The following is a 20,170-nucleotide window of genomic DNA, read 5'->3' as shown; positions in this document are numbered from 1 at the left end:
CCCCTTCATCAGGTGAGAATAGTATTCTCATTGGGACAGAACCTTGATACCAGAGCTTGAGGAGGGCGTCCATGGCGAGCCCGGCCCTGTTCCGGCGTGCGACCGTCGTCAAGATCGTCCAGGAGACCGCCGACGCCCGGACCTTCGTGCTGGACCCGCACGACGGCCCGTTCACCTATCTGGCCGGGCAGTTCTGCGTGTTCCGGGTCCGGGTCGACGGGCGGGACCTGCTGCGTTCGTACTCGATGTCGAGCGCTCCGGAGTCCGACGCCGAGCTGACGACGACGGTCAAGCGCGTCCCGGGAGGCAGGGTCTCCAACTGGCTCCTCGACCGCGTCAGTGAGGGCGACGAGCTCGAACTGACCGAGCCCCGCGGCAAGTTCTGCCTGCGCCCGGCCGGGACACCGCTTCTCGGCTTCAGCGGCGGCAGCGGTGTCACCCCGATCCTCTCCCTGGCCAAGAGCACCCTCGCCGGCACCGGGCGGAGCGTCCGGCTGCTCTGCGCCGACCGCGACCGGGACGCGGCGATCTTCCGCTCGGTGCTGGAGGAGCTGTCCGCCCGGTACCCGGGGAGGCTGACGGTCGTACGGCACCTCGATGCCGAGCGTGGGTTCCTGGACCCTGACGGCATACGGGAGTTCGTCGGGGCGGACACCGACGCGGACGCGTACGTGTGCGGGCCGGAGCCCTTCATGGAGCTGGTGGAGGCGGCGCTGCCCGGTCCGGGGCGGGTCTTCAGCGAGCGTTTCGGCGGCGGTGCGGCCGTACCCGCGGTCAACGGCACCAAGGCGCCGGAGGACACCGGGACCGTCACCGTCCTGCTGGGCGGCGCCCGCGTCTCGGTGCCCAAGCACCCGAACGAGACCCTCCTGCAGAGCGCCCGCCGGGCCGGTCTCACCCCGCCGTTCTCCTGCGAGGCGGGCAACTGCGCCACCTGCATGGCCAGGGTGACGGAGGGCAGCGTGACGATGCGGGTGAACGACGTCCTCACCGAGGAGGAGGTCGCCGAGGGATACGTGCTCACCTGTCAGGGCGTGCCGGACGAGGGGTCAGTCACCGTCCACTACGAGTGAGCCGTGTTCGCCGAGGCGGGGCGGCGGCCGGAACTCGGGCTGGTATCCGGCGACCCGGACCGGGCTGCCGACCAGCCGGAAGCCGCCCGCCCGCACGATCATCTCCGGGGTGGCGTCCAATGCCTCGGGCAGGGTGCGCACGGCTGCCGCCGGGACGCCGAGCGGGCGCAGGCGCGCCTCCCAGCCCTTGGCCGTGTCGGCGGCCAGGGCCCGGGTGACGGCGGCGAGGACCTCGTCGCGGCGGGCGGCCCGCTCGGCCATCGTCGGGAAGCCGTCGATCCCGGCCTCGGCGGCGAAGGCCCGCCAGAAGCCGTCGTGCGTGACGAACAGCGCCAGGTACCCGTCGCCCGTGGGGAAGAGCTGGGCCGGTACGTAGTAGGAGTGGGCACCGTGGGGCATGCGGCGGGGTTCGACGCCGTCGTTGAGGTAGGCGGCGGCGCGGTAGTTGAGCTGGGCGAGCATCACGTCCCGCAGGGCGACCTCCACTTGGCCGCCGCGCCCGGACACGATCTGCGCGAGCAGCCCCAACGCGGCGGTCAGGGCGGCCGAGTTGTCGGCGGAGGAGTAGCCGGGCAGGGTCGGCGGACCGTCGGGGTCCCCCGTGAGCGCGGCGACGCCGGTCGCGGCCTGGATGACGTAGTCGAAGGCCGGATCGTCGCCCGCGTCCAGCCCGTAGCCGGTCACGGCCACGCAGACGATCCGTTCGTTGAAGCGGCGCAGAGCGTCGTAGGTGAGACCCAGGCGCCGGATCACCGACGGCTTGAGGTTCACCAGCAGTGCGTCCGCGTCGGCGGCCAACTCGCCGAGCCTGGCCTGCCCTTGCCCGGTCGTGAGGTCGAGGCGGATGCTGCGCTTGTTGCGGTTGATGCTGGCGAAGTAGGCGTCGCCGACCTGCCGGGAGAGGTCGCCGCCGGGCGGCTCGATCTTGGTGACCTCGGCGCCGAGGTCGGCGAGCAGCATGGTGGCGAAGGGACCCGCGAGGATGTGGCCGACCTCCAGGATCCGCAGCCCGGCCAGCGGTCCGGGGTTCACCGGAACTCCGCCGCGAGACCGGCGATCATCTCCCGGGTACGGCGTTTGGAGGCGACCAGTTCCTCGCGGCCGTCGCCGAGGGGCAGCAGGCGTACGGACAGGTCGGTGACGCCCGCGTCCGCGAACCGCCGGAACCGGGCGGCGACGGCCGCCTCGTCGCCGGCCGTGCACAGGTCGCCGACGTCCTTGGCGTCGCCGTACTCCAGCAGTCGCTGGTAGTTGGGCGAGATCTCCGCCTCGCCGAGAATCCGGTTCGCGCGTTCCCGCGCCGCGTCGACCTCGGAGGGGCGGCACAGGCAGACCGGGATGCCCGCGACGACCCTCGGCGCCGGACGTCCGGCGGCCTCGGTGGCCTTGGTGATGCGGGGGACGACGTGTTCGGCGACGGCCCGCTCGTCGGCCATCCACAGCACGGTCCCGTCGGCCCGCTCGCCCGCGAGGGCCAGCATGACCGGGCCGAGGGCAGCGAGCAGGACCGGCAGGGGTGCCACGGGGCCGAGGTCGAGCGGGTTGTGCACGGTGTAGGTGGCGTTCTCGACGTCGATGGGGCCGGGGCCGCGGCGGGCCGCGTCCAGGATGTCGAGGTAGTCGCGGGTGAGCCCGGCCGGGCGCTCGTAGGGCAGGCCGAGCATGTCCTGGACGATCCAGTGGTGCGAGGGGCCCACGCCCAGCGCGAGCCGTCCGCCGGTGGCCGCCTGCGTGGACAGGGCCTGGCGGGCGAGCGCAACGGGGTGCTGGGCCTGGAGCGGTACGACGGCCGTGCCCAGCTCGATCCGCGAGGTGCGCGCGCCCATCAGCGCGACGGCGGTCAACGCGTCGAAGTCCGTGGGGATCTGCGGGATCCAGGCGGTGTCCAGGTCCGCCGACTCGGCCCACTCCACGTCCGTGAGCATCCGCGCCACCTTGCGGGTGGAGTCGCCCCGCTCGGGCCCGATCATGACACCGATCCGCACGTTCCCTCCAGTTGTCCGGGTGCGGGCCCCGCTCCTGCGAGGAGCCGGGGAAAGTCAGGGGATTCAGAGGGGATTCAGGGGGACGCCGTGAGGGCGCGCACCTCGGCGACCACGACGTCCAGCGGGGTGCCGGTGGGGAACACCCCCGCCGCGCCCGCGGCCTTGAGCCGCGGCACGTCCGCGGGCGGGATCGTGCCGCCGACGACGACCGCGATGTCCCCGGCGTCCGCGGCCCGCAGGGCCTCGACCGTCTTCGCCGTCAGCGCCAGATGCGCGCCGGAGAGCATGCTGAGGCCGACCATCGCCACGTCCTCCTGGACGGCGGTGGCCACGATGTCGTCGACGCGCTGCCGGATGCCGGTGAAGACGACCTCGAAGCCCGCGTCGCGCAGGGCCCGCGCCACGATCTTGGCGCCCCGGTCGTGGCCGTCCAGGCCGGGCTTGGCGATGAGCACGCGGATCCCCATCAGAACACCACCGGTTGCCGGAACTCGCCCCACACGTTCTTCAGCGCCGTGACCATCTCGCCGACCGTGCAGTAGGCGTTGGCGCAGTCGATCAGGGGGCCCATCAGGTTGTCGGTGCCCTCGGCAGCCCGGGAGAGGGCGGCCAGCCGGGCTCGGACGTCGGCCGGGTCGCGTTCGGCCCGGACGCGGGCGAGGCGTTTGAGCTGGGTCTCGCGGCCCCGCGCGTCGAGTTCGTAGGTGGCGATCTCCGGGGCGGGTTCGTCCGCGTCGACGTACCGGTTGACGCCGACGACCGGGCGGGTGCCGGCCTCGACCTCCTGGTGGATCCGGTAGGCCTCGTCGGCGATGAGCCCTTGCAGATAGCCGTCCTCGATGGCCCGGACCATGCCGCCGTGCGCCTCCAGATCGGCCATGATCTCGACGATCCGCTCCTCGGTGGCGTCGGTGAGGGCCTCGACGAAGTAGGAGCCGCCGAGCGGGTCGGCGACCCGGGCGACGCCGGTCTCGTGGGCGAGGATCTGCTGGGTGCGCAGGGCGAGGGTCGCCGACTCCTCGCTGGGCAGGGCGAACGGCTCGTCCCAGGCGGCGGTGAACATCGACTGGACCCCGCCGAGGACGGACGCGAGCGCCTCGTAGGCGACCCGGACCGTGTTGTTGCGGGCCTGCGGGGCGTACAGCGAGGCGCCGCCGGCCACGCAGCCGAAGCGGAACATGGCCGCCTTGTCGGACGCGGCGCCGTACCGCTCCCGCACGATGGTCGCCCAACGCCTGCGTCCGGCACGGTACTTGGCGATCTCCTCGAAGAAATCGCCGTGCGTGTAGAAGAAGAAGGAGACTTGCGGGGCGAACTGGTCGATCGTCATCCGCCCGCGCTCCAGCACGGTGTCGCAGTACGTCACCCCGTCCGCGAGCGTGAACGCCATCTCCTGCACGGCGTTGGCGCCCGCGTCCCGGAAGTGCGCCCCGGCCACGGAGATCGCGTTGAACCTCGGCACCTCGGCGGCGCAGAACTCGATGGTGTCGGCGATCAGCCTGAGCGACGGCTCGGGCGGCCAGATCCAGGTGCCGCGGGAGGCGTACTCCTTGAGAATGTCGTTCTGGATGGTGCCGGTGAGCTTCGCCCGGGGGACTCCCCGGCGCTCGGCGGCGGCCACGTAGAACGCGAGCAGGATCGCCGCCGTGCCGTTGATGGTGAAGCTGGTGCTGATCCGGTCCAGCGGGATGCCCTCGAACAGCACCTCGGCGTCGGCCAGCGTGTCGACGGCGACCCCGACCCGGCCGACCTCCTCGCTCACCTCCGGGTCGTCGGAGTCGTAACCGCACTGGGTGGGCAGGTCGAGCGCCACGGAGAGGCCCGTCCCGCCCTGTTCCAGCAGGTAGTGGTAACGCCGGTTCGACTCCTCGGCGGTGCCGAACCCCGAGTACTGCCTCAGCGTCCACAGCCGCCCCCGGTACCCGGACGCGTAGTTGCCGCGCGTGAACGGGAACGCACCCGGCACGGGCGGCTCGGCACCCCGGTCCGCCGGTCCGTAGACCGGCTTCAGCGGGATGCCGGACGAGGTCTGCACGAAGTCATCCATCGCCCGGATACGCTACTTGCACAAAAAGAGAATGCCAATACCGCGAGCGAGAATTACCCTACCCTCTGCAAGTGGCGGTGCTGAAGCGCCCCGAAAGGGGCGCGGGGCGGAGACATGTGCGGCTCCGCCGCGTGGGCGCGACCAGCCCCCACGCGCCCGCAACCGCGCACCCTCCCACGCCCCCCGACGCCCCCCGCGGAGCGCACGGCCTCACTCCTCCCCCACCGCCGCGCACAACCCCCCGTCCACGGCGACATCCACGCCCGTCACGAAGCTCGCCTCGTCCGACAGCAGGAACGCGGCGACGGCCGCGACCTCCTCGCACCGGCCGACACGCCCCAGCGGCGTACTCTCGACGAGCTCCCGAACCGACGCGTGCCGCGCCATCTCGAACCGCGTCTGCGGGGTGTCGATCGCGCCGGGCGACACCGAGCACACCCGGGCGCCCACCGGTCCGAGCCGCACCGCCTCGGCGCGGACGAAGCGGTGCACGCCGTAGGTGGCCCACGGGTACGCCCAGGCGGGATCCTCGACGGCCGGGCCCACCGCCTCGCGGACCCGGTCGAGGAAGTCCTCCTGCAACGGGTCGTCGAGGACCGCCGCGACCGCCGGGTCGGGGTCGACGTGGGCGATCAGCGGGGACACGGAGGCCAGGTACACGAACGCCGTTCCGGCACCGGCCAGCGGACGCAGCGCCTCGGCGACCAGCGCGGTCGCGACGAAGTCGGCCTGGAGCATGCCCCGCCAGTCGGCCTCCTCGGGAGTGACGCCCTCGGCGTGCGCGACGGCCCGGAGCGTGCCGAGTTCCCCGGCCCGCGCGGCCAGCCGGGCCATGTCGTCGCGGTCGGCGGTGTCGCCCGCGAACGGTTCGGCGACGGCCCGCCCGCCGTGGCCCGACAGGTCCTTCGCGAACGCGGCCACGGCGGCCTCGTCACGGTCGACGAGCAACAGCACGTCCACCATGTCGGCCAGGCGGCTCGCGCATGCCTGCCCCGTCCCGCGACCGGCACCGGTGGCAATACCTACCGTGGTCATGCGCCACTCCTCACTAGAGACACTCGTCACAGGACGAGTGTCTCTCGGGTGGCGGCTTCCGGGCTCCGGCGGGGCCCGGAGACCGCGTCAGGAGGTGCACACGCTCTTGAGCCGGTCGGCCGCGGCGTCGATCCTGCTGGAGTCGGGATGGGTGTCGCCGTTCAGGATCGCCTTGTTGTAGTCCTTGATCGCCTTGTTGAGGTCGTCGACCGCCTTGTCGACCTTGCCGTGGTCGGCGTTGTCGTCCGTCTTGTCGTTGATCTTGTCCAGGTTCTTCTCGATGACGGTGATGGACTCCTCGGTCCGCGTCGGGTCCTGGATCGCGCCGGCGCCGGCCTTGTTGATGGCGGTGATGCTGTCCGCGATCGAGTCGGCGTTGGTGAGGCAGTCCAGCGAGTCGTCGGGGTCGCATCCGGTGGCGAGGGCGGCGGTCAGGGCGACGGCGGCTGCGGTGGTGGCGAGGACGGTGAAACGGCGGCGTCGGTCGACGGCCATGGGGTCGGTCCCTTCTGACGGCGGCGCGCTCGCGGCCACCGGCGGAATTCCTCGGCACGAGAGCCAGGTGCTCTCGAACTCTGCCGACCACGATCCCGTCCCCCGCCCGACGCGACGATGGAGCGGGCTCCCGGATCCCGGGTGTAGCCCGCTCCACCCCGTGGGTGCGTACGTCAGACCGTCTGCGGGACCGGGGTCTCGGCCTCGCCGAGCCGCCTGCTCCGCGGTACGAGCGCGACCAGCACCGTCCCGAGGGCACAGCATCCGACGACGAGCCAGAGACCGTTGGTGAAGCCCTGGTCGAGGTAGAACTGCGTGCCCTTGAGGACCACCCCGTGCTGGGCCATGACCACGAAGGCCAGCTGGGAGACGATGATCTGGGCGACGCCCTGGGCGAGGGTCTGGGCGCCGTTGGCGAGGGCCTGTTCGGCGGGCGAGACCACCTCGATGATCATGATGGGGACGACGGCGACGACCATGCCGGTGCCGAGGCCCGCGAGCACGCCCCAGGCCACGATCTGGGGGCCGCTGTGGTGCAGGTGGGTGCCGATGCCGTAGCCGATGACCGTGCACACCGAGCCGATGGCCAGCAGGATCCGGGCGTCCACACGGCGGGCGATCCAGCCGGTGCCCACGGCCCCGACGATGATCATCGCGCTGATCGGGCTGGTGACGATGGCGTTGTGGGTACCGGACCAGCCGAGGCCCTCGGAGACGTGCGGGATGTTCGGCATCAGCACGAGCAGCTGGATGACCACGCCGACGGCGCTGAGCGAGCCCGCCGCCACGGACGTGGCCAGCAGCACGGTCCACACGGGCCGGCGCCGGGTCATGGCCGGCGGGAACAGCGGCTCGGCCACCCGGCGCTCGACGAGCAGGAAGGCGATCAGCACGACCACCGCGCCCGCGACGAAGCCGATGAACTTCCCGCTGCCCCAGCCCCAGTCGGCCCCCTCGCCCACCGCGTACACGAGTCCGGTGACCCCGGCGCCGAGGAGGAGTCCGCCGGTCCAGTCCATGCGGCCCGCGCTCTGCCGGACCGGGCTCTCCGGGACGAAGAGGGCGACCATCGCGAAGCTCACCGCGGTGCTGACGGCCATGAACCACAGCACGCCGCGGAAGCCGTAGTCGTCGAGCAGCCAGCCGGCCAGGAACGGTCCGCCGAAGGCGACCAGGCCGACGCCGCCGGCGAGGATGCCGCTGGCGATGCCGACCCAGCGGCGCGGGAAGATGTCGCGGGTGATGGCGTACCCGATGGGCATCGTGGCCGCGTAGACACCGGCGAGACCGCGCCCGATGAGCAGGGTGCGGTAGTCGGTGGCGACGGCGGCGAGCAGGTCGCCGGCGAACCCGAGCCCGGTGGCGACGAGCAGGACGCGCTTCTTTCCGAACAGGGCGGCGCCCTTGACCATGAACGGCAGGAAGAAGGTGCCGGTCAGCAGGGTCATCAGGGTGAACCAGGCGATCTGGGTGGTCTGGAAGTGGATCGCGACGTCGGCCTGGGCGATGCCGGACAGCGCGGCGACGAGCGACACGAGCTGGACCGTCCACAACAGCGCGACGACGACGAGCACGTTGCGTGTGGTGGAGCGGGATCTGTCGTCCGCCTGTGGCGGAACGGTCTGCGTCTGGGACATGGGGGCCTTCCGTGGACGGTCGGGGGCGCGGGAAGCCGCCGCGGACAGACACGGCCTGAAGCGCCTTGCCGGAGGGGAGATCGGTCGGGCACAGGGATGAGCCGGCCGATCCGGAACGCCGACGTAGCTCGTCGGCCCGTACGAAGACCGGGATGCGGAGCGGGCCCGGCTTCGCACGTAACGTAGACCTAACGGTCGGTACAATCAATCCTTCGGACAGGATAATTTCCGACGAGCACGGCCACTTCCCCACCAACAGAAAAATGCCGCGCGAATGGAACAATTCGCGCGGCATCGAAAGAACACAGGGAAGACAGGAAGACAGGAAGACAGAGAGAACAGGGCGTCAGATCCTGGCCGTACGGGTCAGGACGACGCGGCCCCCGTCCCGAGCTGTCCGAGCTGGTGCTTGAGGAAGGACCCGGTCCAGGCCATCAGGTCGGTGGGGACGTAGTACCCCTTCTCGTCGTTGATGGCCTCCCAGTTCGCGGCCACGTCCTCGATCGAGGCCGGGCCGCCCTCGTGGGCATAGCCCTCCGTGGAGGCGAGGAAAACGCGCGCGAAGCGGCCCGCCCCGGCGGTGTAGATCTCGCCGTTGACCGGGCAGCTCTCGTGCGCGAGGTAGGCGACCATGGGCGCGACGGCGTCGGACGGCATGTACGGCATGCCCGGGGCGGCCTCGGCGGGCTCCTCCTCGGGGCCGCCGCCCATCCGGGTCATGGCGGCCGGCGCGATCAGGTTGACCTTGATGTTGTGCGGCTCCCCCGCCAGCTTCGCGCTGCGGGCCATGCCGACGGTGCCGGCCTTGGCGGCGGCGTACGACAGGTTGTTGTCCATGCCGAACATGCCGCTGGAGGTGGTCAGGACGACCCGGCCGTAGCGCTGGTCCACGAAGTGCGGCCAGGCGGCGCGCATCGTGTTGAACGAGCCGACGAGGTGCACGGCGAGGTGGCGCTCAAGGTTCTCCGCGTCGATGTCGGGCAAGCCCGCGTACCGGATGATCCCGGCGTTGTTGACCAGGATGTCGATGCGGCCGAAGTGCTCGATCGCGGTGTCCACGATGGCCTGGCCGCCGGCCGGCGTGGAGACGTCGTGGGTGTCCGCGACGGCCTCGCCGCCCGCCGCGGCGATCTCGTCCACGACCTTCTGCGCGGGACCGGCGTCCGAGCCGTCGCCCTCCATGGAGCCGCCCAGGTCGTTGACGACGACCTTCGCCCCGCGCGCCGCCAGGAGACGGGCATGGGCCCGGCCGATGCCACGACCCGCGCCGGTGACCACGGCGACGCGTCCTTCGAAGCTCAACTTGCTCATGCCTGACTCCTGTTGTGCGGCGGTTGGGTGCGGGATACGGAACGCCGGTCCCGTCCGGGCGGGCCGGAACCGGCGGTTGGTGCGAGGCCTTGAAGCCGCTCCGGCTACCAGGTGACCGGCAGCTCGCTGATGCCGAAGGCGAGCGCGTCGGACGGCCGGAAGACGAGGTCGTCCCGGTCGACGGCGAGGCGCAGGGTCGGGATGCGCCGGTACAACGTGCCGTAGACGACCTGGAGTTCGATCCGGGCGAGCTGCTGGCCGAGGCACTGGTGGATGCCCCAGCCGAAGGCGTGGTGGTGGCGCGAGTCCCGGGTGAGATCGAGCTTCTCCGGGTCGGGGAACGCCTGCGGGTCCCAGTTGCCCGCAGGCAGCGGGACGACTATGCCGTCCCCGGCGCTGATCTCGGCGCCCTCGAACTCGAAGTCCTCGGCGGCGATCCGGCGCTGGCCGAACTGGGCGACGGTCAGATAGCGCAGGATCTCCTCGACGGCGGGCGCCGCGTCCTTGGTGTCCTCGATCTGGCGCAGCCTGGCCAGCTGTTCGGGGTTGTCCATGAGCAGCGCCGTGCCCACCGTGATCATGGTCGCGCTGGTCTCGTGACCGGCGATCAGCAGGATCATGGCGAGCAGGGTGGCCTCGGGGAGGGTGAGGTCGCCGTCCTTGATGCGCGCGGCGAAGTCCGAGAGCACGTCCTCGCCCGGCTTCTCCATCTTCGTCTGGAGCAGCGCCGCCAGGTAGCCGCCGAGCGCCTCGTTGGCCTGGTTCTGCTCCTCGGTGGTCTTGTCGCTGCGGGTGGCGAAGGACGCATGCTCGTGGAAGAACTCGTGGTCGTCGTACGGCACTCCGAGCAGCGCGCAGATCATCAGCGAGGGCAGCGGGAGCGACAGCGCGTGCACCAGGTCCACGGGCTTGGGGCCGGCCAGCATCTTGTCGATGAGGTCGTCGGTGATCCGCTGGATCTCCGGGCGCAGCGCCTCCATCCGGGGGCGGGTGAAGGGCCGGGTCATCATGCGGCGGATCCGGGTGTGGTCGGCGCCGTCCGCGTTGAAGATGGTGAGCGGGTGCAGGTGCGCGGTCTCCGCCATGGCCCGGTTCGGGTAGGGGAAGCCGGCCTGCTTGTCGTCCGAGCTGACCCGGGGGTCGGACAGGATGGCGCGCTGTGCGGCGTGGCCCGTGACGAGCCAGGGAGTGCTGCCGTCCCAGATCCGGCCCCGGCTCACCGGGCCCGTCTCGTTCAGGGCGCGCAGCCCGGGCGGCGGGGCGAAGGGGCACTTCGCGTCCCGGTCGTCCTGGTAGTGGTAGACCTGCTCGTCGGGGGCGGTTCGGACCTCTGCCTCGGCCATGAGTTCTCCTACGGTGATGGGGTGGGGGGAAGGAGCGAGCCCGGGCGGGGCTATTCCTCGATGCGGATGGCGAGCGCCGGGCAGACCGCAGCCGCGTTGCGGACCTCGTCGGCCAGTTCCGCGGGCGGGTTCTCGTTGAGCACGACGACGATGCCGTCGTCCTCGCGCTGGTCGAACACGTCCATGGCGGCGGCCACGCACTGTCCGGCCGCGACGCACTTCTCCTCGTCGACGACAACCTTCATGGGATCTCTCCAGCTCGTTCAGGGGGTGGGGGTGGGGGTACGGAAGGCGTCGACGATCTCCTGTCGGCGCATCCGGGCCTGCTTGGGCATGTTCCAGCCGAGGACGCCGGTGACGACGCCGTCCAGCCGGTAGCGGGCGACGAAGCGACGGGCCATCAGATCGCCCTCAACGACGTCCACTTCGGCCTCGGGCGGCAGGAAGCCGTGCACCTGGAGCTTGGCGTCGAACTGGTCCGTCCAGAAGTACGGGACCGGCGCGTACGGCCGGTCGTCGCCGAGGATCGCCGCGGCCACCGCCATGGCCTGTTCGGTGGCGTTCGTGCGGTTCTCCAGGCGGACCTGGCGGCCGAGCCGCTCGTGGTGCCAGCGGGCCACGTCGCCGACGGCGTAGACGCCGTCCGCGGCCCGGCAGCGGGTGTCGCAGAGCACGCCGTTGTCCAGCCGCAGCCCGCTGTCGGCGAGCCAGTCCGTGGCCGGGACGGCGCCGATCGCGACGACCACCACGTCGGCCGGCAGCGTCTCGCCGCTGCCGAGCCGGACGCCCGCCACCCGGCCCGCGCCGTCGTCGGTGAGCCCGGTGACGCCGTTGCCCAGGCGCAGCCGGACGCCGCGCTCGGTGTGCAGGTCGGCGAGGACGCCGGAGACCAGCGGGCCCACCTGGAGCGCCATGGGCGCGTCGAGGGGGCCGGTCAGGGTGACGTCCAGGCCGAGCTTGCACGCGGTGGCCGCGATCTCGGAGCCGAGGACGCCTTCGCCGACGACCACGAGGCGCCGGCCCGCGAGCAGGTCCTTGCGCAGGGCCAGGGCGTCGTCGAGGGTGCGCAGCACGTGCACCCCGGCGAGCGCGTCCTGGCCGGGCAGCCGCCGTGCGCGTACGCCGGTGGCGATCACCACGGCGTCGGCGGACAGCTCGCGGCCGGACTCCGTGCGCACGGTGCGGGTCGCCGGGTCCAGTGCGACGGCCGGGTCGCCGAGCAGGAACTCGGCGTCCAGCGCGGACAGGACGTCCTCGGTGCGCAGCGCCGCCCGTTCGGGTTCCCACTCTCCGGCGAGTACCTGCTTGGACAGCGGGGGGCGGTCGTACGGCGTGTGCGGCTCGTCGCCGAGCACCGTGAGGGCGCCGGTGTACCCCTTGCGCCGCAGCGCCTCCGCGGTGGTCAGTCCGGACGCGGAGGCCCCCACCACCAGCACGCGGCCGGGGGCCGTCATGCGAGCACCTCGCCGGCCGTGTTCCCCCTGGTGATGTCGTCGATCGTCATGCGTGGCTCCGTTTGGGTCTGTGGTGCGGTGTCCGTCTCTGAAAAATAGACCGACCGGTCGGAAGAATCAATTCGGTCCGCATAAAGGTCCGGATATGGACGCGGCCCGGACGCCGGCCGGCGCCTCGCACGAAGGGCGGAACCCGTCCCGCGAGGCCCGACGAACACCGCGAAGGTGCCGGTCGTACGGTTGCGGGGCTCAGACGAGGTAGCGCCCGCCGTTGGCGCTGAGGCTCTGGCCGGTCACGTAACCGGCCTCCTCGGAGGCGAGGTAGGCCACCGCGTAGGCGATGTCCTCGGGCTGCCCGGCCCGCTTCATGGGCATGGTCGCCGCAGCCGCCTCGACGTCGACCGGCCCCTCGCGCACCAGCGGGGTGTCGATGAAGCCCGGCGGGACGTGGTTGACGGTGATGCCCTTGTCGGCGTACTCGATCGCGAGGGCCCGGGTGAGGCCGATCACGCCGCCCTTGGAGGCCGCGTAGTGGGCCATGGCGGGGGCGCCGGTCTGCGCGGACGAGGACGAGATGTTGACGATCCGCCCCCAGCCGGCCGCCAGCATGTCCGGCACCAGTTCCTTGGTGACCAGGAACGGCCCCTTGAGGTTGATGCCGATCATCCGGTCCCAGGCGGCCTCGCTGATGCCGGTGAAGGGGACGTAGGCGGTGGTGCCCGCGTTGTTGACGAGGATCGTGACGGCGCCCAGTTCCTCGCGGGTCCGGGCCGCCGCGGCGGCGACGGCCGCGGCGTCGGCGGCGTCGCCGGCCACGGCGATCGCGGTACCGCCCGCCTCCTGGATCTCGGCCACGGTCTTCTCCGCGCCTTCGGCGTTCAGGTCCCAGACGGCGACCGCCGCGCCGCGCGAGGCGAGGACGACCGCGATCGCCCGTCCGATTCCGCGGGCGCCGCCGGTGACGACCGCGACCTTTCCCTGCAGTGTCATGCGTGCTCCTTGTTTGCGTGGTGCGTGCGGTGTGCCGGGGACGGGTGGTGCCTTACGGCCCCCGTCACTCGCCCAGCGCCTCGCGCGCCGCGGTACGGGCCCCCACCGCGCGGGGGAAGCCCGCGTATCCGGCGGAGTGGTAGATGACCTCGGCGATCTCGTCCTTGGTCAGTCCGTTGGTCAGCGCGACCCGGACGTGCGTCTTCAGCTCGGTCTCGGCGCCCAGCGCGATCAGGAGGCCGAGCGTGACCAGGCTGCGGTCCCGGGGCGCGAGTCCCTCGCGGGCCCAGATCGCACCCCAGACGCTGGTCAGGCCGATGTCGACCAGCTCCTCCCCGAGACGGCCGTCGCGGAGGTCGACCTCCCCCTCCGGGAAGACCCCGGGCAGGGCCGCGCGCATGGCCTTCCAGCCGTCGGCTCGCAGATCGGCGGTGGTCCCGGACCCCGCGGTGATGGGTTCCGGGACGTCCTCGGTCGTCATGTGCGACTCCTCTGCCACGACATTGTGCGGTTCGCCTGAGCGAAAGTTAATTCAAACGGTCGGTACAATCAATCCATCGCGCCGATCCGGCCGTCCGCACCGCGGACCGAGCCCGCCGTGCGGCGAGATCTCCGAGGGAAGCCCAAAACCCGCACCCCCGGACCATTGATCGGGCCCATCCCCTCCCCTACGCTCGGCCTGAATATTCGACCGACTGGTCGAAACATCATTCAAGGCGCACGCGGGAGCAGCGGCCCCTGTCACGTTGGAGGGCAGATGAGCGAATCGACGAAGGTGCCGGAGGCAGCGACCGGCGCCCAGGCACCGGAGCAGGGCGTGGTCGACGTGCTGGTGATCGGCGCCGGTGTCACCGGCATCTACCAGCTCTACCGGGCCCGCGAGGCCGGCTTCTCGGCGCAGCTGATCGAGGCCGGCACCGGGGTGGGCGGCACCTGGTACTGGAACCGCTACCCCCAGGCCCGCTTCGACTCCGAGAGCTACACCTACGGCTACCTCTTCTCCAAGGAGCTGTGGGAGGAGTGGGAGTGGTCGGAGCACTTCGCCGGCCAGCCGGAGATCGAGCGGTACTTCAACCACGTGGTCGACCGGTTCGACCTGCGCCGCCACATCTCCTTCGGCACCAAGGTGACCTCGGCCGTCTGGGACGAGCCGACGGGCACCTGGACGGTGCGGACGGACGACGGCACGGAGCGCCGGGCGCGGTTCGTGGTCGCGGCGACCGGCATCCTCTCGGTGCCGTTCATCCCGGAGATCCCCGGCCGTGCGGACTTCCGCGGCGAGCAGCACCACACCGGCCGGTGGCCGAAGGAGCCGGTGGACTTCGCCGGCAAGCGGGTGGCCCAGATCGGCACCGGCTCCAGCGGGGTCCAGATCGTCCCGGCGATCGCCGACGAGGTGGCCTCCGTCACGGTGTACCAGAAGGTCGCCGACTGGCTCACGCCGCTGAACAACCGGCCGATCACGGCCGAGGAGCAGTCGGACCTCAAGGCGAACTTCGAGTCCATCCGCGACACGCTGAACACCTCGGTGAGCGGCTTCCTGCACCAGATCACGATGCGCTCGGGCCTGGAGGACACCCCGGAGCAGCGGCAGGAGTTCTACGAGCAGAAGTGGAACAGTCCCGGCTTCACCAAGCTCTCCGAGCACTACTACGACATGACCACCAACCCCACGGTCAACGAGGAGTTCTGCGACTTCATCGCCGCCAAGATCCGCTCCATCGTCACGGACCCGGCGACGGCGGAGAAGCTGATCCCGAAGGGGCACGGCTACGGCGGCCGGCGGCCCCCGTTCGGCACCGGCTACTACGAGGCGTACAACAAGCCGAACGTCCACCTCGTCGACATCAACGAGACGCCGATCATCCGGATCACGGAGACCGGCATCGAGACCGCGGAGGGCGTGCACGAGGTCGACATCATCATCTGGGCCACCGGCTACGACTTCGGCACCGGCGCCCTGAACCGGCTGGGCGTGCAGGGCCGCGACGGGCTCGCACTGAAGGACTACTGGGCGGACGGCCCGTCGACGTACCTGGGCGTCGCGACCGCCGGCTTCCCGAACTTCTTCTTCCCGGGCGGACCGCACGGCGCGCTCGGCAACAACCCGCGCTACTCCGGCGACCAGGTCGACTACGTGATGGACGTGCTCGCGCACGCCCGCAACCACGGTCACGACGTCGTCGCGGTCACCGCCGCCGCGGAGGAGGAGTGGACGAACCTGGTCAACGACAGCGAGGGCCAGTCCTCCTTCCTCAAGAGCAGCTACTTCTACGGGGCGAACATCCCCGGCAAGGCGATCAAGCAGCTGCTCAACCCGACCGGCCGGTGGAAGCTCCAGGAGCTGATCAACGAGTCCGTGGAGAACGACCTCCCCGCGTTCTCGTTCGCCAAGGCGGAGAAGCAGGGCTGAACACAGCGGCGCCCGTGCCGCCGGTCCCGTCACGGGGCGGGATCGGCGGCACGGGCGCTCGGCCGTGCCGGTTACCTGAAGGACGTGACCCGCTTGCGGAACTGCCACGCCCCGTCCACGAGGGCCACCGTGTCCTCGTAGTCCCCGACGAGCTGGACGGCCCAGCCCTGCTCGCCGCGTGCGTAGAACACCAGGTTGCTGGTGGCCGTCACCTCCTCGCCGGGCGGCGACGTGAGGACGGTGTTCCCGACGAGGTGCAGCTGCGGGGCCTGCGGCTTGAAGGCGCCGTAGGCCTCGCGGATCGCCGCGCGGCCCTCGAAGGTGCCCTGGCCGGCGATCTCGGAGACGCCGTCCTCCGTGAACAGGTCGGCGACGCTGCCGGCGTCGCCCGCGTCGATGGCGTGCGCGTAGGCCGCGATGACGGACTGCACGCCCGCCAGGGCTTCTTCGGCGGAGATGGTCATGTGTCTTCTTTCTCTCAGCAGTCGCGGAAGGGGATGGAGCGGACGAGGGGCGGACGGGGGCGGACTACGCCTGGAAGACGGTCACGCGCCGCTGGATCAGCCAGGTGCCGTCGACGTGCCGCAGGGTGTCCTCGTAGTGGCCGACGACCTGCGGCGCCCAGCCCGACTCGCCCCGCAGGTGGAAGACCACGTCGCTGGCCGCGGTCGCCTCGTCGGGCCCGGAGGCGGTGACGACGGTGTTGCCCACGAGGTGCAGCTGCGGCTGCGTGGGAGCCCAGCCCTTGAAGGCCTCGCGCAGGGCGTCGTGCCCCTGCACCGGGTCCATGCCCGGCAGCTCCAGGATCCCGTCGGGCGCGTACAGCGCGACGATGTCGTCGGTGCGGCCGGTGTCCTGGGCCTGGGTGTGCGCGCCGATCACGGCACGGACCCCGGCCGCGACCCACGCCGGTGTGGATTCGCTCATTGCAGCTCCAAGTGCTAGTCGTTTCGACCAGTCAGTCTATTGATCCACGCAGGCAATATGAAGCCCAAATTCCAAGCCGTCGCACTAGTTGACCACTCGGTACATTAGAAATAGCATGCGGCCACGACCGTCGACGGGGACCGTCGTCTAAGGAGGCGTTTTTATCGTGACGAAGCGTTGGAAGCAGCGGCCGGCGGGATCGACGTGGGGCGATTTCGGCGAGGACGACGAACTCGGGCGCATCAACCTGCTCACCGCGGAGAAGGTGCTCCAGGGCGTGCGCGAGGTGGAGCACGGGGTCACCTTCAGCCTGAGCCTGCCGCTGGACTACCCGGGCGGGACCTCGCTCAACCAGCGGCGTTACCCGCCGATCCTGAAGCCCACCGAGGACCTCGCGCACAACCAGGACGTCTTCTACAACGTCGTCGCGCGCGACCAGATCGATCCCTCCCTGATCGACGTGTGGTCCGACGACGTGGTGACCCTCTGGCTGCAGTACTCGACCCAGTGGGACTCCCTCGCGCACCAGGGCGCCGAGTTCGACGCCGACGGCGACGGCGAGGCCGAGCCGGTCTACTACAACGGCTTCCGCCCCGGCACCGACCTGGTGGGGCCGCAGGAGGACGCCAAGGGCGACGGCAGCGGGAGCGTCAGCTTCGCCCGTCACCTCGGCCTGGAGAAGATGGCGGAGCACGGCGTCCAGGGCCGCGGCGTCCTCATCGACATCGCGCACCACCTGGGCACCGGCTACCAGGCCGTCAGCTACAAGCAGCTCCAGGAGATCATGGCCGCGGACAACGTGACCGTGGAGCCCGGCGACATGGTCCTGCTGCACACCGGTTTCGCCACCCAGATCCTCGCCTGGGAGAAGAACCCGGACCCGGTGGCGATCCACCAGACCGCCGCGTACCTCGACGCGGACGACCCGGACATCCTCAAGTGGATCGCCGACTCGCAGATGTCGGCGCTGATCTCCGACAACTACGCGGTCGAGGGCGTGGGCGTCACCCAGGCCCAGGGCCGGCACACCCTGCTCCCGATCCACCACCTGTGCCTGTTCAAGCTGGGCGTCCCGCTCGGCGAGCTGTGGTACCTGCACGACCTGGCGGCGTGGCTGCGCGAGCACAACCGCAGCCGCTTCCTGCTCACCGCTCCCCCGCTGAACCTGCCCGGCACCCAGGGCAGTCCGCTGACCCCGGTCGCGACCGTCTGATCCACGGTCACGGCCGGACCGCCGCCGGCCCCTCCCTTGTCCTGCCGACGAAGTCGGGCCGGCGGCGGACACCACGAAGCACACACCATGACGAAGGGGTGCCCCCGGGACCGGATCCCGGGGGCACCCCTTCGTCATGCGTCGGGCGGCCCGTGGGTCACACCGCCGCGATCCGCCGCAGCGTGTCGGCGATGGTGTCGCGCGAGGGCAGCCAGAGCCGTTCCAGCGCGGGGGTGTAGGGGGCCGGCATCGGCGGCGGGGCGACCCGGGTGACGGGCGCGTCCAGGTGCCAGAAGCCCTCGTCGACGGCGAGGGCCGACAGTTCCGCGCCGACGCCGAAGTCCCGTACCGCCTCGTGGGCGATGACCAGCCGGTTGGTCTTGGCGAGGGAAGCGAGGACGGTCTCGCGGTCCAGCGGGGCGATCGTGCGCAGGTCGACCACCTCGACGCTCACGCCCTCGGCGGCGAGCAGTTCGGCTGCGGCCAGGGAGTCCTGGACCATCCGCGACCAGGAGACCAGGGTGACGTCGGTGCCCTCCCTGACGACCTTGGCCCGGCCCAGCGGGACGAGGTGGTCGGCCGGCGGGCGGGGCCCCTTGAGGCCGTACTGGAGGCGGTTCTCCACGAAGACCACCGGGTTGGGGTCCTGGATGGCGGCCCGCAGCAGTCCGTAGGTGTCGGCCGGGTTGGACGGCATCACCACGGTCAGGCCCGGGATGTGCGCGAGCAGCGCCTCCAGGGACTGGGAGTGCTGGCTGCCGGAGGAGCGGCCCGCGCCGAACTGGGTGCGCACGACCAGGGGCATGCTCGCCCGGCCGCCGGTCATGAAGCGCAGCTTGGCGGCCTGGTTGAGGAGCATGTCCAGGCAGACGCCGATGAAGTCCATGTACATGATCTCGACGACCGGCTTCATCCCGGCCATGGCCGCCCCCACCGCCGCGCCGATGATCGCGCTCTCGCTGATCGGGGTGTCCCGGACCCGGCCCGGGAAGGCCTGCGCCAGGCCCCGGGTGAGCCCGAAGACGTTGCCGCCCGCGCCGACGTCGATGCCGGCGACGAACACGTCCGGGTCGGCGGTGAGTTCGTGCTCCAGGGCGAGGCGTACGGCGTCCATCGTGCGGAAGATCTCCCCCTGGGCGGGGGCGGGCTCCGGTACGGCGGGACGCGGGGCGGAGACGAAGTCGTACAGCGTCTCGGCGGCCGGCTCGGGCAGGCCGCGGGCCCACTCCACGGCCGCCTCGATCTCCTTGCCGATCTCCTCGTCGACGGCGTCCACGAGGGCCGTCGCCACCCCGGCCGCCGCCAGGTGCCGGCGCGCGATGACCAGGGGGTCGCGCTCCTTGGCCGCCGCGACCTCCTCGGCCGGGCGGTAGCGTTCCGGGTCGCCCTCGTAGTGGCCGTGCCAGCGGTAGGTCTCGGCCTCCACCAGGACGGGTCCGCCGCCCGCGCGCAGGCGCCCCACCACGTCCGTCATGAGCGTCTTCACCGCGAGCACGTCGTTGCCGTCGACGTGCTCGTAGCCGATGCCGTAGCCGGCGGCGCGGGCGGCGAGGGTGGCGCGGTGCTGTTCGGCGGCGGGCGAGAACTCGGAGTAGTGGTTGTTCTCGCAGAGGAAGACGACCGGCAGGTCCCATACCGCGGCCAGGTTGACGGCCTCGTGGAACATGCCCTGGGCGACCGCGCCGTCGCCGAAGAACGCCACCACCACGTCGCCCCGGCCGCGCAGCTTGGCGGCCGTGGCGACGCCTCCGGCGATCGGCAGTCCGGCGGCGACGATGCCGTTGGCGCCGTAGATGCCGAGGCCGGGGTCGGCGATGTGCATCGAGCCGCCGCGGCCCCGGTTGGTGCCGGCGTCCTTGCCCATCAGCTCGGCCATCATCGGGGCGGCGTCCAGGCCCTTGGCGAGGACGTGGCCGTGGCCGCGGTGGGTGGAGGTGATGCCGTCGCGCTCGGTGAGCGGCCAGCAGGCGCCGACGGCGCTGGCCTCCTGCCCGATGGACAGATGCAGGAAGCCGGGTATCTCCGTCGCCTTGTACAGTTCGGACGCCCGTTCCTCGAAGCGCCGGATGCGCCGCATACGGCGGTACATTTCCAGGAGGTCGTCCGCCGGAGCGGAGCCGGTGTGCTGCGGTACCTGCGTCATGCGCGTCCTCGCAATGCTCACACAGACGGCCGGGCCGTCTGTATTCCGTGTTTTAATGTACCGTTTGGTCTAGCAAACTGGAACGACACCCTGGAGTCCGCTTC

Annotated in this window: 19 protein-coding genes; 3 read left to right on the top strand and 16 right to left on the bottom strand. The window is 71.3% G+C overall.

What is annotated here, in order from left to right; all coding sequences use genetic code 11:
- Nucleotides 1–71 precede the first annotated feature (71 nt).
- Complete coding sequence (locus AB0D74_RS36425) at nt 72–1,073, top strand: ferredoxin--NADP reductase (protein ID WP_362596461.1); 1,002 nt, start codon at nt 72–74, stop codon at nt 1,071–1,073.
- Here AB0D74_RS36425 and AB0D74_RS36420 read toward each other — a convergent pair.
- The 13 genes from AB0D74_RS36420 to AB0D74_RS36360 form a co-directional block, all read right to left on the bottom strand.
- A complete protein-coding gene (locus AB0D74_RS36420) occupies nt 1,050–2,105 on the bottom strand; it encodes a CoA transferase (RefSeq protein WP_362596459.1) in 1,056 nt (351 codons plus the stop codon). The genes AB0D74_RS36425 and AB0D74_RS36420 overlap by 24 nt on opposite strands.
- Complete coding sequence (locus AB0D74_RS36415; protein ID WP_362596457.1) at nt 2,102–3,058, bottom strand: TIGR03564 family F420-dependent LLM class oxidoreductase; 957 nt, start codon at nt 3,056–3,058, stop codon at nt 2,102–2,104. The genes AB0D74_RS36420 and AB0D74_RS36415 overlap by 4 nt, the downstream gene beginning before the upstream one ends.
- Before the next feature lie 74 nt (nt 3,059–3,132).
- Nucleotides 3,133–3,525, bottom strand: coding sequence for a cobalamin B12-binding domain-containing protein (locus AB0D74_RS36410; protein ID WP_355727732.1), 393 nt, complete (start codon nt 3,523–3,525; stop codon nt 3,133–3,135).
- Nucleotides 3,525–5,105, bottom strand: coding sequence for a methylmalonyl-CoA mutase family protein (locus AB0D74_RS36405; protein WP_362596454.1), 1,581 nt, complete (start codon nt 5,103–5,105; stop codon nt 3,525–3,527). The genes AB0D74_RS36410 and AB0D74_RS36405 overlap by 1 nt, the downstream gene beginning before the upstream one ends.
- 210 nt (nt 5,106–5,315) lie before the next feature.
- On the bottom strand, nt 5,316–6,140 hold the full coding sequence (locus tag AB0D74_RS36400; protein WP_362596452.1) for an SDR family oxidoreductase: 825 nt from the start codon (nt 6,138–6,140) through the stop codon (nt 5,316–5,318).
- 87 nt (nt 6,141–6,227) lie between these two features.
- The gene (locus AB0D74_RS36395; RefSeq protein ID WP_362596450.1) at nt 6,228–6,635 is read right to left on the bottom strand and encodes a hypothetical protein; all 408 of its coding nucleotides are present in this window, start codon (nt 6,633–6,635) and stop codon (nt 6,228–6,230) included.
- A 173-nt stretch (nt 6,636–6,808) separates the two neighbouring features.
- Nucleotides 6,809–8,272 carry an MFS transporter gene (locus AB0D74_RS36390; protein ID WP_362596448.1) on the bottom strand — a complete coding sequence of 488 codons (1,464 nt, stop codon included), beginning with the start codon at nt 8,270–8,272 and terminating at the stop codon, nt 6,809–6,811.
- A 366-nt stretch (nt 8,273–8,638) separates the two neighbouring features.
- On the bottom strand, nt 8,639–9,583 hold the full coding sequence (locus AB0D74_RS36385; protein WP_362596446.1) for an SDR family NAD(P)-dependent oxidoreductase: 945 nt from the start codon (nt 9,581–9,583) through the stop codon (nt 8,639–8,641).
- A 104-nt stretch (nt 9,584–9,687) separates the two neighbouring features.
- The gene (locus tag AB0D74_RS36380) at nt 9,688–10,926 is read right to left on the bottom strand and encodes a cytochrome P450 (RefSeq protein ID WP_362596444.1); all 1,239 of its coding nucleotides are present in this window, start codon (nt 10,924–10,926) and stop codon (nt 9,688–9,690) included.
- Nucleotides 10,927–10,976: 50 nt separating this feature from the next.
- The gene (locus AB0D74_RS36375; RefSeq protein WP_266423071.1) at nt 10,977–11,171 is read right to left on the bottom strand and encodes a ferredoxin; all 195 of its coding nucleotides are present in this window, start codon (nt 11,169–11,171) and stop codon (nt 10,977–10,979) included.
- Nucleotides 11,172–11,189: 18 nt separating this feature from the next.
- A complete protein-coding gene (locus AB0D74_RS36370) occupies nt 11,190–12,380 on the bottom strand; it encodes an FAD-dependent oxidoreductase (protein ID WP_362596441.1) in 1,191 nt (396 codons plus the stop codon).
- A 249-nt stretch (nt 12,381–12,629) separates the two neighbouring features.
- On the bottom strand, nt 12,630–13,370 hold the full coding sequence (locus AB0D74_RS36365) for an SDR family NAD(P)-dependent oxidoreductase (protein ID WP_362596439.1): 741 nt from the start codon (nt 13,368–13,370) through the stop codon (nt 12,630–12,632).
- Nucleotides 13,371–13,434: 64 nt separating this feature from the next.
- The gene (locus AB0D74_RS36360) at nt 13,435–13,851 is read right to left on the bottom strand and encodes a carboxymuconolactone decarboxylase family protein (protein ID WP_362596437.1); all 417 of its coding nucleotides are present in this window, start codon (nt 13,849–13,851) and stop codon (nt 13,435–13,437) included.
- A gap of 276 nt (nt 13,852–14,127) precedes the next feature.
- On the opposite strand from AB0D74_RS36360, the gene AB0D74_RS36355 reads away from it, so the two are divergent.
- Nucleotides 14,128–15,783, top strand: a complete 1,656-nt coding sequence (locus AB0D74_RS36355; RefSeq protein ID WP_362596435.1) for an NAD(P)/FAD-dependent oxidoreductase — start codon at nt 14,128–14,130, stop codon at nt 15,781–15,783.
- A gap of 71 nt (nt 15,784–15,854) precedes the next feature.
- Here the strand turns inward: AB0D74_RS36355 and AB0D74_RS36350 are convergent, their stop codons facing one another.
- On the bottom strand, nt 15,855–16,247 hold the full coding sequence (locus AB0D74_RS36350; RefSeq protein ID WP_362596433.1) for a nuclear transport factor 2 family protein: 393 nt from the start codon (nt 16,245–16,247) through the stop codon (nt 15,855–15,857).
- 64 nt (nt 16,248–16,311) lie between these two features.
- Nucleotides 16,312–16,710, bottom strand: coding sequence for a nuclear transport factor 2 family protein (locus tag AB0D74_RS36345; protein ID WP_362596431.1), 399 nt, complete (start codon nt 16,708–16,710; stop codon nt 16,312–16,314).
- A 166-nt stretch (nt 16,711–16,876) separates the two neighbouring features.
- Here AB0D74_RS36345 and AB0D74_RS36340 point away from each other — a divergent pair, with 166 nt between their 5' ends.
- The gene (locus AB0D74_RS36340) at nt 16,877–17,923 is read left to right on the top strand and encodes a cyclase family protein (protein WP_362596429.1); all 1,047 of its coding nucleotides are present in this window, start codon (nt 16,877–16,879) and stop codon (nt 17,921–17,923) included.
- Nucleotides 17,924–18,080: 157 nt separating this feature from the next.
- Here AB0D74_RS36340 and AB0D74_RS36335 read toward each other — a convergent pair whose 3' ends face one another.
- A complete protein-coding gene (locus AB0D74_RS36335) occupies nt 18,081–20,066 on the bottom strand; it encodes a pyruvate dehydrogenase complex E1 component subunit beta (RefSeq protein WP_362596427.1) in 1,986 nt (661 codons plus the stop codon).
- Nucleotides 20,067–20,170 lie beyond the last annotated feature (104 nt).

The sequence above is a fragment of the Streptomyces sp. NPDC048278 genome, from assembly GCF_040652195.1.
GTDB lineage: Bacteria > Actinomycetota > Actinomycetes > Streptomycetales > Streptomycetaceae > Streptomyces.
The sequence above is the reverse complement of the archived record's forward strand: the minus strand, read 5'-3'. Positions and strand labels throughout refer to the sequence as shown.

Excerpts from the sequence above, each read along its gene's own strand:
- AB0D74_RS36425 (WP_362596461.1), top strand. The coding sequence starts at position 72 with ATGGCGAGCCCGGCCCTGTTCCGGCGTGCGACCGTCGTCAAGATCGTC.
- AB0D74_RS36410 (WP_355727732.1), bottom strand. The coding sequence starts at position 3,525 with ATGGGGATCCGCGTGCTCATCGCCAAGCCCGGCCTGGACGGCCACGAC.
- AB0D74_RS36405 (WP_362596454.1), bottom strand. The coding sequence starts at position 5,105 with ATGGATGACTTCGTGCAGACCTCGTCCGGCATCCCGCTGAAGCCGGTC.
- AB0D74_RS36400 (WP_362596452.1), bottom strand. The coding sequence starts at position 6,140 with ATGACCACGGTAGGTATTGCCACCGGTGCCGGTCGCGGGACGGGGCAG.
- AB0D74_RS36395 (WP_362596450.1), bottom strand. The coding sequence starts at position 6,635 with ATGGCCGTCGACCGACGCCGCCGTTTCACCGTCCTCGCCACCACCGCA.
- AB0D74_RS36390 (WP_362596448.1), bottom strand. The coding sequence starts at position 8,272 with ATGTCCCAGACGCAGACCGTTCCGCCACAGGCGGACGACAGATCCCGC.
- AB0D74_RS36385 (WP_362596446.1), bottom strand. The coding sequence starts at position 9,583 with ATGAGCAAGTTGAGCTTCGAAGGACGCGTCGCCGTGGTCACCGGCGCG.
- AB0D74_RS36380 (WP_362596444.1), bottom strand. The coding sequence starts at position 10,926 with ATGGCCGAGGCAGAGGTCCGAACCGCCCCCGACGAGCAGGTCTACCAC.
- AB0D74_RS36375 (WP_266423071.1), bottom strand. The coding sequence starts at position 11,171 with ATGAAGGTTGTCGTCGACGAGGAGAAGTGCGTCGCGGCCGGACAGTGC.
- AB0D74_RS36370 (WP_362596441.1), bottom strand. The coding sequence starts at position 12,380 with ATGACGGCCCCCGGCCGCGTGCTGGTGGTGGGGGCCTCCGCGTCCGGA.
- AB0D74_RS36365 (WP_362596439.1), bottom strand. The coding sequence starts at position 13,370 with ATGACACTGCAGGGAAAGGTCGCGGTCGTCACCGGCGGCGCCCGCGGA.
- AB0D74_RS36360 (WP_362596437.1), bottom strand. The coding sequence starts at position 13,851 with ATGACGACCGAGGACGTCCCGGAACCCATCACCGCGGGGTCCGGGACC.
- AB0D74_RS36355 (WP_362596435.1), top strand. The coding sequence starts at position 14,128 with ATGAGCGAATCGACGAAGGTGCCGGAGGCAGCGACCGGCGCCCAGGCA.
- AB0D74_RS36350 (WP_362596433.1), bottom strand. The coding sequence starts at position 16,247 with ATGACCATCTCCGCCGAAGAAGCCCTGGCGGGCGTGCAGTCCGTCATC.
- AB0D74_RS36345 (WP_362596431.1), bottom strand. The coding sequence starts at position 16,710 with ATGAGCGAATCCACACCGGCGTGGGTCGCGGCCGGGGTCCGTGCCGTG.
- AB0D74_RS36335 (WP_362596427.1), bottom strand. The coding sequence starts at position 20,066 with ATGACGCAGGTACCGCAGCACACCGGCTCCGCTCCGGCGGACGACCTC.